This is a genomic window from Mesorhizobium sp. P2_C4 (genome assembly GCF_056404575.1).
Genome location: NZ_JBFUDT010000011.1, coordinates 121565 through 135668 on the forward strand (window position 1 = coordinate 121565; position 14104 = coordinate 135668).

Sequence of the window (14104 nt, forward strand, 5' to 3'; positions counted from 1 at the left end):
CGCCGATTCTGGCGCACATGCCGCAGCGAACTTTGCTAAAAGTTCCCTGGCCGGAACAGCGCCCATCGTGGAAGAGCCCCGCTGGCCAGTGTTTTCGCAACGGGGCCCATCTCCATGACACTTGAACAGACATCGCCGGACCAGCGCTATGCCGCCTTCCGGCACAAGGCCTTCCTCAGCTACTGGGCGGCGCGCTTCCTCGGTACCTTCGCAACCATGATCGTGTCTGTCGCGGTCGGCTGGCAGGTCTATGACCTGACGCGCGATCCCTTCGACCTTGGCATTGTCGGCATCGTCCAGTTCCTGCCGTCGCTGCTTCTCGTGCTGGTCACCGGCGCCGTCGCCGACCGCTTCGGCCGCCGCCTGATCATGACATTGTCGACGCTGGTCGAGGCGGTCTGCGCGCTGGCGCTGCTGCTGTTGACGGTGCGCGGTCTCGTCAGTCCGCTGCCGATCTTCGCCGTGCTCGCTCTATTCGGCGGAGCGCGCGCCTTTTTCGGACCGGCTTCGTCCTCGCTGTTCGCCAACCTTGTGCCGCCGGAGGATTTCGCCAACGCGATCGCCTGGAATTCGTCCGCCTGGCAGACGGCGACCATCGTCGGCCCGGTCGCCGGCGGCCTGCTCTACGGCGTCTCGGCCGAAGCCGCGTACGCCGTCGCCGCCGTGCTGATGCTGGTGGCCGCCCTGCTGATCTTCACCATCCCGAAACCTGCCCAGCAGACCGCCACCGACAAGCCGACCATGGAAACGCTGTTTGCCGGCTTCCGCTACATCTGGAGCGAGAAGATCGTGCTTGGCGCCATCTCGCTCGATCTCTTCGCCGTGCTTCTGTCCGGCGCCTCGGCGCTGTTGCCGGTCTATGCGCGCGACATCCTGCAGCTCGGTCCCTGGGGCCTCGGCCTGCTGCGCTCGGCGCCCAGCGTCGGCGCCATCTGCGTCGCCATCTGGCTGGCCGGCCACCCAATCCGCAACCACGCCGGCATGATCATGCTCGGCGCCGCCGCGTCGTTCGGCGCCTTCACCGTTCTGTTCGGCCTCTCGACCATCACCTGGCTGTCGATCGTGGCTCTCGCCTTGCTCGGCGCCACCGACATGTTCAGCGTCTACATCAGGGAGACACTGATCCAGCTGTGGACGCCGGACGAACTGCGCGGCCGCGTCAATGCCGTCAACCAGGTCTTTGTCGGCGCCTCCAACGAGGTCGGCGAATTCCGCGCCGGCACCATGGCGGCGCTGATCGGCACCGTCCCAGCGGTGGTGGTCGGCGGCGTCGGCGCCATCGCGGTTGTCGGATTATGGGCGGTGCTGTTTCCGCAACTGCGCAAGGTGCGGCATTTGAACGGGCGGAACTGATTGGGCGCCGGATCCAAGCCCCTGGATCCAACCAATCAGCTTGCGCCGCCAACGGCTGAGATGGGGCCGGAAGCCGTCGGTCTGCTTTGGGCTGGAGTAATCAGTAAGCGGACGTTCCGGTGCCGGCCCCATAGCGGAATCCGATCTAACTCGCCGGCAAAGTGCCAACGCGGCAAGTGATAGACGCTGTGGCGATTCGGGGATATGCATGAGGCCCGGGATCGCCTGACCTCAAGCCGTCTTCCGGCTTTCCTGCAGGCGCTTTGAAGCAGACTGCTGGGCTCCCTGCATTGCGGCTAATTGCTATCGATTGTTGCGCCGGCATGACGAACTCAGCGCTGCTGCGCGTCGGATTTTGGAGCGCGTCGAAAGGGAGATTGGGCTGCACCCGGACAACGCACGGGCCATGGCGGCAGGCGCCATCGCATTGGCCTCCCTGGGAGAGAAAGCGCGCTCCAAGGAATGGGCCGCGCGAGGTCTTTCGACCGGCGCTGGCAGCCGTGCATAGAGTTTGTTGACACGGTGGAACACAGTGGCATTGCCACGAGTGGAACGACGGCCTTACAAACGCCTGACGACGAATTCTCGGGATAGGGCAGGCGCTGCTATGAGTGGCTGGTTGCATACTCTTCCACTCGCTTGGATGGCTCTCGTCGTGTTCGGGGCCACCTATATCGTCGCGTTCATCTTGCACCAAGTCATCGCTGCTCTGTCTGCGGGCTCCACAGCGCGGTCATTCAAGGCGCTTTCGCCTGGCATGTTGCCGCCGCTCGGTATCATCTTTGGCCTGTTTGTGGCGTTCACCGCGGCTCAAGTCTGGAGCGACAACGATCGCGCCAATGCGGCAGTCAATCGCGAGGCCAGTGCGCTGCGGTCGGTCGTGGTTCTGGCGAGCAGCTTTCCCGTGGAGCCCGAGGCGCGCCTACGGACGCTGGTGCGCAGCTATATCGAGGAAACGACGAGCCATGAGTGGCCTCTGATGGCCGAGAGCGCGGCGACCCTCACCATAATCCCGCCGGCGCTTAACGAGGCGCTGCGGACGACGCTGGCTTTGACGCCAAGCAATCCCGGCCAGGAGATCGCGCAGCGCGAGATTACGAGGTGGCTTGAAGACGCCTTCGAGGCGCGTCGCCAACGGATTCTCGTCAGCTCCGCACAAGTCAACCCCACGAAGTGGGCTTGCCTGATCCTGCAAGCCTTCTGTGCTCTTCTCGCGATCGCGGTCGTACATAGTGATAACCGACTGGCATCGGCGATCGCTCTTGGAAGTTTTGCGACCGGCGTAGCGGCATCCGTTCTCTTGATTCTCGCCCACGACCGGCCCTTCACGGGAGAGATCGCAGTATCGCCGCAACCGCTGCTGCAAATTATGCCGGAAGCCCAAGCGGGCGGCGGCGGATGATACAGGCAGGAGTGCAGAGACGGGTAAATTCCGTTGCGTTGTGTGACTCTGATTTGGTGACAAGCAAAACAGCAGCCCCTACGAGTCGTCCCTCTCATCGCGCAAATTAGACACAACGCGGCGGTTCTGCGACCTGCAGCCGGTGTCGGGGCAGTCGCGGACGAGCCTGTCCTTGCCGTAGCCCTTGGCCCACATGCGGTTGCGGTCTATGCCGCCGGCGGCGAGGTAGTCCATCACCGCATCGGCGCGCTTCTGCGACAGCGCCGTTTCACTTGCGCCGGGATCGTCGGCGTCGGCAACATTTCCGCCGCGTCCTCAAAAGCAGCCACTTTGCCATTTATGGCCTTGATCTTGGATCGGCTCATTGCACGCATGAACGCCATCGGAGTGCCCCGCGACTAAAATCTCAACACCCAGGCTTCCACTTTTCCCTTGCCTTTGATTTCGATAGCGCCGCGCGGCTCGAAGACGAATTGGTTCTTGAGCTGTTCGTAGACGGGGCGCGTCACCTGAATAGAGTCGGGCACCCCACCAGACTCCATGCGGCTCGCCAGGTTCACTGTGTCACCCCATAAATCATAGATGTACTTACTCTTCCCAATGACGCCGGCGACCACTGGCCCGCTGTTGACGCCAACCCTGAGCTTCATCGAGACGTTGTGTTCCATCGCGTGCTCGCGGGTAATGTGGACCATGCGGATGGCCATGCGGACCATGCGCTCGGCGTGGTTGGCCACCGGCACGGGTAGGCCGCACACCGCCATATAGGAGTCGCCCACCGTCTTGATCTTCTCGATGCCGAGATCATTGGCGGCGACGTCGAAGCGCGTGAAGAGTCCGTTGAGAAGCATCACGACATCATGCGGCGGCATTTCCGATGTCAGTGCCGTGAACCCGACCAGATCTGCGAAGGCGACCGTGACCTCGGCGAAGCCGTCGGCGATCCTCTCCTCGCCAGCGCGCAGCCGATTGGCGATCGGTGCCGGCAGGACATTGAGCAGCAGCTGCTCGTTCTCGCGGTTCTTCGTCTCGATCACGACATTCTTCTGGCGCAGATCCTCAACCATGCCATTGAAGGCCGAGCAGAGCTCGCCAATCTCGTCGCGCGTGCGGACCGGCACGCTGGTCGCATAGTCACCAGCAGAGAAGCGTTTCACCCCGGCAGTGAGATCGCGGAGCGGTCCGAGCAGCGCGCGCGAAAGCCAGGCGGCGGTGGCGGCGACCACGAGCATCGCCAGTCCTCCGACAAGCAACAGATTCCGGCGGAGTTCGGCGATCGGTGCGAAGGCCTCAGCGCTGTCGATCTTGGCCACGAGAGCCCATTTGACATCGGAAATCGCGAGCGGTCCCCATGAAGCGAGCGTCGGGACGCCACGGTATCCGATGATCTCGCCCGTGCCCTCGACACCGGCGAGCGCAGCACGGGAGGCCTCGGTGTCGATGCGCTGATGCAGCACTGGTGTCCCGTAACGCTGAATGGCGGCGATTTCCTCTTCCGAGGCGTCGACGGACTTGAGGTCAGCGAAGAAGTTATCCCGGTTCTCGTAGAACGCCCGCGGGCCAGAGCGCGCCAGATAATCGGGTCCGACGAGATAGGCCCCACCCGTGTCGCCGAACCCTTCCTGCCGCCAGCGGCGGTTACCGGTGACAACGTTGTCGATCTCATCATTCGACAATTTCGCGACCAGCACGCCGATGACGACGCCCTGGGCAATCACCGGTGCTGCCATGAAGGCGATCGGTGCGCCGTCTGACGGCGCATAAGAGGTGAAATCTTCCAGGCAGATGGCTGATGGGTCTGCGATCTGCGAGCAGCGGGCGACGGCGGCCGCGACGTTGGCGCTGCGGTACGGTCCCAACTGAAGAGACGTGGTGAAATCCACCTGCTTCTCGACCGTATAGATCAGGCGACCCGATTTGGGATCGGCAATCATGAGATCGAAAAAGCCGACCGTGGTAGCCACAGTGCGCATCAATGGATGATATATGGCATGCAGCCTGGAGTATTCGCTTCCGTCGCCGGCGTCGTCGAGAAGCTTGCGCCGCTCTGCGGGGTCGGGATTGTCCACAATGTAGTGATACTGCAGATAGTAGGGGGCACCATCGACCGGCAGGTAGTCCGACAGGGCCGGTTGCCTGCCAAGGGTGCGCGTCATTCCGGGGATGAAGTTCTCAGCGTACCAATCGCCGACCCTCTGCCGCAGCTCAGGCGGCGCGCCTGCCCGGTCGAGTTGGTCGACCGCGGTCCGGAACTCGCGTGTCGCATCGACCACCATCTTGGAAGTGGCAAGCAGGCGCAGCTCCGCCTGGATCGTGCGGAAGTAGGTTTCGACCTGGCGCGTCTTGTTCTGACGGGCGGCCGTGAGTTGGTCGAAGACCGCTTTTTCGAGAGCGTCGCGGGCGCGGAAGTAACCCAGCGCCCCGGTGACCATGACCGCGATCGCGCCAAGAAGGACGAGGGTTGTAAACAGCTTTGCAGCCAATCCCCAGCCCGGGGAGCTGGATGAGCCGGTTACATCTGAAGAAGACATGAGATGATCTTACTTTGCTTTTGCATCAGGTCTTCGGAAACAGGAGTGTCGGCGTCGCGTCGGACGGCAAGCCAGGATCGTGTTTCATCTGTTTCCCCTCTCCCTCGCATATGCATAGCAAATTTACTGCGAGACGTGTGCGGGAATGCGTTTTCGGTTTGACCGTGGGACCGCACGGCAGAAGCGTCGCGGTCGCACGGACACCACCCCCTCGTTCTATCGCTGGGTTTAGCAAGCGGCCGTGGCCTCGCGCTTCGGCTTCTCGCATTTCGGCAACTTTTCCGCCGAGAACTAGCCCCGGTTTGCGGAACGGCCCTCGATGACGCTCGCCAAGGCGCTCGGAACGAGTTAGCCCGTCGCGAAACCCCACTGCAATTGGGTAAGACGGAATTCATCCCGGCATGAGCCGACCGTCTGCTTTCGGAAAACGACCAGGGAGGCCTAAATGTCGGATAATAGGCGCAAAGCGGTCGTCCACGCCCAAGCAGACGTAGGTCGTCTTTGGATCAAGCTCGGCCACTATGAATTATTGGCTTTTATTCTGTCCCACGACCGGCTTGCCAAAAATCGTCTGCAAAAACTCACTCAGCCAGCGCTTGAGATGCATGTCCCAGATCAGCCGGCCGCCGAGATGGTCGCGGCCGGGCTGGGCGCCGGGCAGTTCGAAACGGTGGGCACCGCGCACCACCCAGCGCTGCATCATCATGCGGGTCAATTCGCCATGGAACTGGATGCCCCAGGCATTGTCACCATAGCGGAAGGCCTGGTTGGGATAGGTTTCGGCCGTCGCCAGCAGCGTCGCGTCCCTGGGCAGCGAAAAGCCTTCGCGGTGGAACTGGTAGACCATCTCGGGCCAGTGCAGCAGCCTTTTGCCGGCTTCGGTCGCTTTCAGCGGATACCAGCCGATTTCGACCAGACCCTCGCCATGACCCTCGACCTTGCCGCCGAGGTGGTTGGCCAGCATCTGCGCACCGAGGCAGATGCCGAGGAACGGCCGGTTCTCCCTCAGCGGGATTTCCAGCCAGTTGGTCTCGCGGCGGACGAACTCGTCCTCGTCATTGGCGCTCATCGGCCCACCGAACACCACGCTGCCGGCATGGCCGTCCAGCGTTTCCGGCAAGGCGTCGCCCAGCGGCGGGCGGCGGATGTCGAGATCAAATCCTTCTTCGAGCAGCATGTGGCCGACGCGACCGGGGCTCGAATTTTCCTGATGCAGCACGATCAGGATCTTTGGCTTCGAACTCGGTCTTGGCGGCATGGGAAGGCGGGATCCTATTCGTCGCTCGACGTTCCGGTGGCACCCGGTGCGGCGGCGGCCGCCTTGCGGCGTGCCTCGACACGGTCGCGGCGTTCGACGCCAATCAGCTCGGCGACGCGCCAGACAGTGTTGTCCTCCAGCTCGTGCAACTCGCCGTCGGCGTAGACGATCTCCCACATCAGGCCGATGAAGGCCTTGCGCGCCTCGGCATCGAGGTGGCGCTTCAAAACGCTGGTGAAGGCATAGAGGTCGATCGCCTCATTGTCGGCGCGCTCGCCGGCGGCGGCCAGCGCATCGAGTTCGTCGCCGCTGATCGAATAGCTTTCCGCCAGCACTTCCTTGAACCGCTCCCATTCGACGTCCTGACGCACGCCGTCGGCGTTCATCACATGATAGAGAAGGGCAGATGCCGCAACGCGCGGATCGTCCGCGTTGGCGCGGGCGCCGGCACCGCTCGGCAGGTCCTTCAGAAATGAGAGAACGCGTTCGAACATCTAATTATTCCCAATCGGCCAACGGGCCCATTTACATCAAAACAGTCGAAATCGGCGTGGCGACTTCTCCGCTTCCTCATCGGGATCGACGCCGGGGTCGTCGGGCAGCCGGGCAAGTTCCTCAGCCGGCTCGACGGCTTCGGCATCGGCCGGCACCGCGGCAAAGGCGGCGGCGGTGACTGGCGTGACCAGATCCTCGCCGCTTTCCGCTACGGCTCCGGTCACTGTCGTCCTGCCAGCGGAAACAGCCGGGTGATAGATCACGTCGGCAGGCTTTTCCTTGACCGATACGACTGGCGCCGCAATTGCCGGCTGTTCGGCCTCCGGCGTGTCCTCATGGCTGTCGATGAGCTGGCCGAGCCGCTCCATCGGCGCGCGCCATTCGAACGCGTCTAGCTTGCCGGTGACCGGCGACACCGGCGCCCAGCGCTCGGAGATGACGCCATCGGCAACCCAGGCTGGATCGCGCGGCGCCCGCACCGCCTTCGACAGCAACTGCCGCACCTTGCCCTGGTCGCCGCTCTGGGCTTCCTCGATGTCGGCCAAAAGCAGATAGGCGCCCTCGCGGCGATCCATGCGGATCGCGGCTTCCGCCTCGCGCCGCGCGGTGGCAAAATCCTGCGCGTCGAGCGCGGCACGTGCCACCGTCATTGACGATTCGGCGTGGTTCTTCTTCATCTCCTGCAGCTTCTTCGCCCGGTTCAGGCGATCGAGCACGGCATCGCCCGGCCTTGCATGGGTGTAGAGTTCGGCGATCTCCGGATGCGGCTCGGCTTTCCACGCCGCCTCGAGGATCTTTGAGCCCTTGCGCACATCGTTCTGCCGAAACAGCGCGGTTGCCGCCGCGACCGCGGCCGGGGCGAAATCCGGGCGCAACCGGTTGGCCTCGACAGCAGCGGTTCTGGCGGCATTGGGATCGCTGTCGAGCAGCGCCTGCGCCTTGGCGGTGAGCAGCACGGCGCGGCGCCGATTGGCGGCGTCGCGCTCGATCTGCCGCGTCGACTTCTGTGCGTCGACCAGTTTCAGCGCGCCGTCCCAGTCGCCGCGTCCGGTCAGGTCTTCCAGCGTCGATTCGGCGGCCCAGGCCAGTTGCGGCGCCATCACCGCGGCACGGCCGGCATAGTGCCGCGCGGCGTTGCGGTCACCCAGCCGTTCGGCCTCGAGATAGAGCCCGCGCAGGCCGAGCAGCCGCATTTCGGGATCGTCGAGCATGGTCTCGAACTTTTCGCGGGCGCCCTCATGGTCGCCCTCCAGCAACGAGGCCTGCGCCTCGAGCAGATGGATCAGCGGCTCCTGGTCGGAGCGGATCAGCTTTGCCGCTTCCTTGGTCTTCTTGCGCGCCAGCGCGCCGTCGCCGGCGCCGGCGGCGATCATGCCGGTCGACAGCGCCTGGTAACCGCGGTCGCGGCGGCGCACGCGGAAATAGCGCGAGATGGTGTAGGGGCTGTTCCACAGCGACTTGATCAGCCACCAAACGATCATCACCGCGGCGACGATGGTGACGATAGCCACCGCAGCCACCATCAGGCTGACCTGATACTGATAACCGTTGAAGGTGACGAGCATCTCGCCCGGACGGTCGGCCAGCCAGGCAAAGCCGAGGCCGAGGGCGAAAACGACGGCGAGAAAGATCAGAATTCGGATCATCTTAACTCCCTCACGCCTTCATCGCGCCTGAAATCAGCGCGTCAACCTGGGTCTCGACTTCGATGCGCGCCTTCAGTTTGCCGGCAAAATCGGCGCCGGCGGTCTTCACCGCTTCGGGCAGCGTCGCATATTCGCTGAGCGCCTTGGCATAGTCGCCCTGGTTGACCGCAACCTCCATGCGGGCGACGGTTTCCGGCGCGCCGGCGCCTTCGACGGCGCCGATCGGCCTGACCTTGACCAGCGACTCGGCGCTCGACAACAGGCTCTGCAGGAAGCCGGCATTCTCGTCGACAGGTGCGGCGGCAGCGACCATGGCACTGGCCGCGGCGTCGGCTTGCGCCGCGATGTCGGTGCGGGTCGGAACGCCCGTTTCTGCGTAGGGCCGCAGCGTTGCGATTTGCGGCGCATCCGGCGAAATCGCGGCAAAGGTTTCGAGTTCGGCCGCAAATGGCGCGCCCCGGTCGAGCGCCGCCTTCAGCGCCGAAGCGGCAATGGCGAGCGCAATCTTCGGCTGCGAAGCCTGGGCGTCAACCTTGCCGGACAGTTGGGACACCGACTGTTCCAGCGCGGTCAACCGGCCTTCCTGCGCTGTCGCCGCCTCGCCGGCGGATTTCACCAGCGCATCGAGCCCCGCGAGCTTTTCGTTGAGCGGGCCGAGACCGACCGGCGCCGCATTGCCGGCCTGGCCGAGCGCGGCAACCGCCGTCTCGATCTGTTTGACCTTGTCGCCCAATGCGGCAAGACCGGCATTGTCGCCGGCGCCGCCTTGCTCGACCGCCGATTTCAGCGCCGCGACATCGGTCTTGACCTGATCCAGTGCCGCCGACAGCCCATCGACCTTGGCCGATGCATCGGCGTTGCCGCCTGCTTCTTTCAAGCCAGCGATCTCGGTCTTCAGCGAAGCGATTTCGCCATTGACGCCGTCGAGCGACACACTGCCTGCACCGGCGCCCGGCCCACCGAGCAGGCCGGCAAATTGCAGCCCGCCGGCGCCGACCAACGCGATGACGCCGCCGATAATGCCGGCAGCGATGCCGTTGATGCCGCTGCGCTTCGGCTGGATTGCCATCGATTGGTCCCTTGTTTCGGCTTTTCGTGGTGCATCCTTGGTGTCGCCCGCCTTCGGCGATGCGTCCTCGAAACTGTAGTCGGAGGTTTTGGCGCGGCTCGGCGGTGCGTCCGAGCCGGCCGGATAGGAGGATTCCGGTTCCGTGGTGCCTTTGGCCTCGGCCGGCGTTTCCGTTTCAGCCTGCTGTGAGGCCGCTGCCGCGTCGGCGTGCTCCCACGGCTCGAGATCGACCTGGTCGGCATGCACCGGCTCTTCAGGCACCTCTGGCTGCGAAACGGTGACGGCTTCCTCTGCCTTCACGTCTTCGGCCGAAGCCTTGACCGCATCCTCGTCGACGATGCGCGACACGGCGCCGGGTTCGAGCTCGATGGTCACCGGCTCGCGCCGGCTTTTCGAATGTCGCATCTTCGGCGTCTTGACCATGCTTAGGCTCCGCAAAATTCGCTTCGGGATGGTTCAAATGGGTCTAGCACATCACCAAGCGGTGAAAAGGGGCGGCGTGATGACACGGGGTCAGCGCCATATCAGTAAAAGCTCAAGCAACGCCTCCTCATGCGGTTCCCGAGCAATCCGGATTTTTTCGCCAGCGACGTCGTCCAGGGCTGCGGCAATACGCGCCGAAAGGGCGAAAACAGTCGTCTTTTCAAAGAGATCACGAAGCGCCGGCCACCTGATCAGGGTTTGCAGCGCTGCCGCCGCCTTGGCCGAATAGAGCAACGCAGCCTCGACCGGCCGGCCGGACAGGCGTTCGACAATTGCATCGTCGGAATAGTCCAGCGTCACGGTGTCGTAGGTCTCGACGGCGCGGGTCTGTACTCCCGCTGCCTGCAGCCGCGCCTCGAAGGCCGGGAACCGCACCCGCCCGCACAAATAGGCGATCGTCTTGCCTGAAAGGCCGCCGGCAAGCGCATCGGCAAGTGCTGTAGCGTCGCCCGGGCCTTCGCTGACGGCCAAGAATCCCGCCGCACGCGCGGCGTCGGCGGTCCTTTTGCCAACGGCATGGCAGGGCAACGCGGCGAGCGCCGCGATGATTTCTTTCGGAGCATGGCGCACCGCATTGGCACTGGTGACCGCAACAGCGACGGCATCCTTGACGCCGGCGTCGACCGGCAACGCCACCGTTTCGGTCAGTGGCAACAGAATCGGCTGAAAACCCATCTCCTCAAGCCGCCGAGCCGTACGCGACGCCCCCGGTTCCGGCCTCGTCACCAGGACGCGGACCATGTCAGGCCCAGCCGTCAAAAAATGTTTCGCCGGCCTTGGCGCGTATTGTCCGGGCGGCGTCCTCGCCGATGCGGGCGGCCTCGTGTGCCGGGCCTTGCGCCTTGATTTCGTGGGAGACTGTCCCGTCCGGCGAAATGATCAGCCCGGCAAAGACAAGGGTGCCGTCTGCGATCGTCGCATGCCCGGCGATCGGCGTGCGGCAGGACCCATCGAGCGCCGCCAGAAAAGCGCGTTCGCAGGCCAGCGCCTGGCCCGTCGCCACATCATGGATGGCCACCAGCATCTTTTCCACGTCACGATCGCCAATGCGGCTTTCGATGCAGATCGCGCCTTGCCCCGGTGCCGGCGGAAAGCTGTCAAGCGGCATCAGATCGGTGACGACGTGTTCGAGCCCGAGCCGCTTCAGCCCGGCATAGGCGAGGATGGTGCCTTCGGCGACGCCCTCGTCAAGCTTGCGCAGCCGCGTCTGCACATTGCCGCGAAACATCACCACATCGAGATCCGGCCGCATGCGCCGGATCAACGCCTGGCGCCGCAGCGACGACGAGCCGATTTTGGCACCGTGCGGCAGGTCGGCGATCGTCTTCGCCGCCTTGCCGATAAAGGCGTCGCGGGCATCCTCGCGCGGCAGGAAGGCGCTGAGCTCCAGCCCGTCGGGCAATCTTGTCGGCATGTCCTTCGACGAATGCACGGCGATGTCGATCCGGCCGGCGAGCAGCGCCTCTTCGATTTCCTTGGTGAACAGGCCCTTGCCGCCGGCCTCCGACAGCGGCCGGTCCTGGATGCGGTCGCCGCTGGTCGAGATGACGACCACCTCGAACGCCTGGCTCGGCATGCCATGCGCCGCCATCAGCCGCGCCTGCGTTTCATGCGCCTGCGCCAGCGCCAGCGGGCTGCCGCGTGTTCCGATTTTCAAAGTTTGCATGGCGCGCAGTCCGTGATAACCCCCGGGCAGCTTGAGCTCTGCCGGGCCTTTTCCTAATTGGGAATGGCCGGTGATACAATCTTCGAAGGCAGCGACCAATTGATCCGCGTTCTGGGCATTGAGACGAGTTGCGACGAGACCGCCGCCAGCGTGGTGACGCTGGATGGCGATGCCGCGCCAGAAATTCTGTCCAATGTCGTGCTCAGCCAGATCGAGGAACATGCCGCGTTTGGCGGCGTCGTGCCGGAGATTGCCGCGCGTGCCCATGTCGAGGCTCTGGACGGCATCGTCGAGGCGGCCCTTGCCGATTCGGGCGTCGATCTCGCCGACATCGATGCGATTGCCGCCACCGCCGGTCCCGGCCTGGTCGGCGGGCTGATCGTCGGCCTGATGACGGCCAAGGCGATTGCCGCCGCCGCCAGCAAACCACTGATCGCCATCAACCACCTCGAAGGCCATGCGCTGACCGCAAGGCTGACCGACGGCCTCGATTTTCCCTACCTGCTGCTGCTGGTGTCCGGCGGCCACACCCAGATCGTCGCCGTGCGTGGCGTCAGTGACTACCAGCGCTGGGCGACGACCATCGACGATGCGCTGGGCGAAGCTTTTGACAAGACAGCCAAGATGCTCGGCCTGCCCTATCCCGGCGGACCGAATGTCGAGAAGGCGGCAGCCAACGGCAATGCCTCGCGCTTCGCCTTCCCGCGCCCGATGAAGGGCTCGGCGCAGCCCGATTTCTCCTTCTCCGGCCTCAAGACCGCCGTGCGCCAGGCGGCAACGGCGATTGCACCATTGAGCGACCAGGATGTCGCCGACATCTGCGCCTCGTTCCAGGCGGCGGTGGCCGATGCGCTTGGCGACCGTGTGTCGCGGGCGCTGAGCCGGTTCCGTCAGGAATTTCCCGGCAAGGCGGACCCGGCGCTTGTCGTTGCCGGCGGCGTCGCCGCCAACCGCACGATCAAGGCGACGCTGGAAACACTGTGCGATCAGGCCGGCTTCGCTTTCATCGCACCACCGCTAAAGCTCTGCACCGACAATGCGGCGATGATCGCCTGGGCCGGCATCGAGCGGCTGCGGGCGGGCCTGGCGGAAGAGAACGGCTTCGATTTCGTGCCGCGCTCGCGCTGGCCGCTGGACAGCATCTCGGCGCCGATGGTTGGCTCCGGCCGACGCGGGGCCAAGGCGTGACGGGCCGGAGCAAGTCCGGCTGGCGTGTCGCGGTGCTCGGCGGCGGCGCCTGGGGCACGGCGCTGGCGCTGGCCATGCTGCGCGCCGGCCACGATGTCCGGCTCTACGCGCGCGACGCAGAAACTGTCGCCGCTATTCGTGGCGGCGAGAACCCGCGCTATCTCCCCGGCATCGCCATCGAGCCCGGCATCGAGGCGACGAGCGACATCGGGGCGGCGCTTGCTGATGCCGATTGCGTGCTGGCGGTGGCGCCGGCGCAGGCTCTGCGGGCGATGCTGTCGGCGGCGAAGACCCACATGCCGAACGCCATTCCGCTGGTGCTCTGCGCCAAGGGCATCGAGCGCGACACCGGCGCGCTGCTGTCGGCGATTGTCGAAGAGATCCTGACCAGCAATCCGGTCGCCGCTTTGTCTGGTCCGAGCTTCGCTACCGACGTCGCCCGCGGTCTGCCGACCGCCGTCGTGGTCGCCGCCCGCGACGAGGCTTTGGCAGCCGACCTTGCCGCCCGCTTTTCGGCGCAGAATTTGCGCTGCTATTCCAGCGACGACCTGATCGGCGTCGAGATCGGCGGCGCGCTGAAAAATGTCTTTGCCATCGCCGCCGGCGCCGTCACCGGTGCCGGGCTTGGCGCCAGCGCCCAGGCCGCCATGGTGACACGCGGCTTTGTCGAACTGCGCCGCATCGGTGCCGCCTTTGGCGCCAGGCCGGAGACGCTGATGGGGCTTTCCGGCCTCGGCGATCTTTTGCTCACCTGCTCATCCGCGCAGTCGCGCAACTTCGCCTATGGGCTGGCGCTCGGGCAAGGCAAGGCGCTTGCCGGCCTGCCGCTGGCCGAAGGCGTGCCGACCGCGGCGATCGCCGCCCGCATCGCCACCGAACGCCAGATCGACGCGCCGATCATCGCCGCCGTTGCCGCGATCCTCGATGGCAAGATAACCATTGGCCAAGCCGTGACGGCCCTGATGACAAGGCCCCTCAAAACCGAAACCGACATCTGAACCAGCGGAGTTTCA

The 14104-nt window shown here is 64.8% G+C and carries 11 protein-coding genes and 1 pseudogene; 4 read left to right on the plus strand and 8 right to left on the minus strand.

The window, feature by feature from the left end; genetic code table 11:
• The first annotated feature begins 114 nt into the window (after window positions 1–114).
• Both AC1DX6_RS28985 and AC1DX6_RS28990 read left to right on the plus strand, forming a co-directional pair.
• Window positions 115–1353: an MFS transporter gene (locus AC1DX6_RS28985; protein ID WP_477319745.1), complete on the plus strand. Its 1239-nt coding sequence runs from the start codon at window positions 115–117 to the stop codon at window positions 1351–1353.
• A 655-nt stretch (window positions 1354–2008) separates the two neighbouring features.
• Complete coding sequence (locus AC1DX6_RS28990) at window positions 2009–2755, plus strand: bestrophin-like domain (RefSeq protein ID WP_477319747.1); 747 nt, start codon at window positions 2009–2011, stop codon at window positions 2753–2755.
• 78 nt (window positions 2756–2833) lie between these two features.
• Here the strand turns inward: AC1DX6_RS28990 and AC1DX6_RS28995 are convergent.
• The 8 genes and pseudogenes from AC1DX6_RS28995 to hemC form a co-directional block, all read right to left on the minus strand.
• Window positions 2834–3046, minus strand: a pseudogene (locus AC1DX6_RS28995) (OmpA family protein); the annotation flags it as partial.
• Between the two features lie 107 nt (window positions 3047–3153).
• Window positions 3154–5286 (minus strand): adenylate/guanylate cyclase domain-containing protein, encoded by a 2133-nt coding sequence (locus tag AC1DX6_RS29000; protein WP_477319749.1) that lies wholly within the window; start codon window positions 5284–5286, stop codon window positions 3154–3156.
• Window positions 5287–5812: 526 nt separating this feature from the next.
• Window positions 5813–6544 carry a glutamine amidotransferase gene (locus tag AC1DX6_RS29005; RefSeq protein ID WP_477319751.1) on the minus strand — a complete coding sequence of 244 codons (732 nt, stop codon included), beginning with the start codon at window positions 6542–6544 and terminating at the stop codon, window positions 5813–5815.
• A 14-nt stretch (window positions 6545–6558) separates the two neighbouring features.
• The gene (locus AC1DX6_RS29010) at window positions 6559–7038 is read right to left on the minus strand and encodes a tellurite resistance TerB family protein (RefSeq protein WP_477319753.1); all 480 of its coding nucleotides are present in this window, start codon (window positions 7036–7038) and stop codon (window positions 6559–6561) included.
• 36 nt (window positions 7039–7074) lie between these two features.
• Window positions 7075–8685, minus strand: coding sequence for a heme biosynthesis HemY N-terminal domain-containing protein (locus tag AC1DX6_RS29015; RefSeq protein WP_477319755.1), 1611 nt, complete (start codon window positions 8683–8685; stop codon window positions 7075–7077).
• A gap of 10 nt (window positions 8686–8695) precedes the next feature.
• A complete protein-coding gene (locus tag AC1DX6_RS29020; RefSeq protein WP_477319757.1) occupies window positions 8696–10177 on the minus strand; it encodes a COG4223 family protein in 1482 nt (493 codons plus the stop codon).
• Window positions 10178–10267: 90 nt separating this feature from the next.
• Complete coding sequence (locus tag AC1DX6_RS29025; protein ID WP_477319759.1) at window positions 10268–10978, minus strand: uroporphyrinogen-III synthase; 711 nt, start codon at window positions 10976–10978, stop codon at window positions 10268–10270.
• A gap of 1 nt (window position 10979) precedes the next feature.
• Window positions 10980–11903 carry a hydroxymethylbilane synthase gene (gene hemC, locus AC1DX6_RS29030; RefSeq protein ID WP_477319761.1) on the minus strand — a complete coding sequence of 308 codons (924 nt, stop codon included), beginning with the start codon at window positions 11901–11903 and terminating at the stop codon, window positions 10980–10982.
• Between the two features lie 102 nt (window positions 11904–12005).
• On the opposite strand from hemC, the gene tsaD reads away from it, so the two are divergent.
• Both tsaD and AC1DX6_RS29040 read left to right on the plus strand, forming a co-directional pair.
• Window positions 12006–13091 carry a tRNA (adenosine(37)-N6)-threonylcarbamoyltransferase complex transferase subunit TsaD gene (gene tsaD, locus AC1DX6_RS29035; protein WP_477319807.1) on the plus strand — a complete coding sequence of 362 codons (1086 nt, stop codon included), beginning with the start codon at window positions 12006–12008 and terminating at the stop codon, window positions 13089–13091.
• A complete protein-coding gene (locus AC1DX6_RS29040) occupies window positions 13088–14089 on the plus strand; it encodes an NAD(P)H-dependent glycerol-3-phosphate dehydrogenase (RefSeq protein ID WP_477319763.1) in 1002 nt (333 codons plus the stop codon). Before tsaD ends, AC1DX6_RS29040 begins: the two co-directional genes overlap by 4 nt.
• Window positions 14090–14104 lie beyond the last annotated feature (15 nt).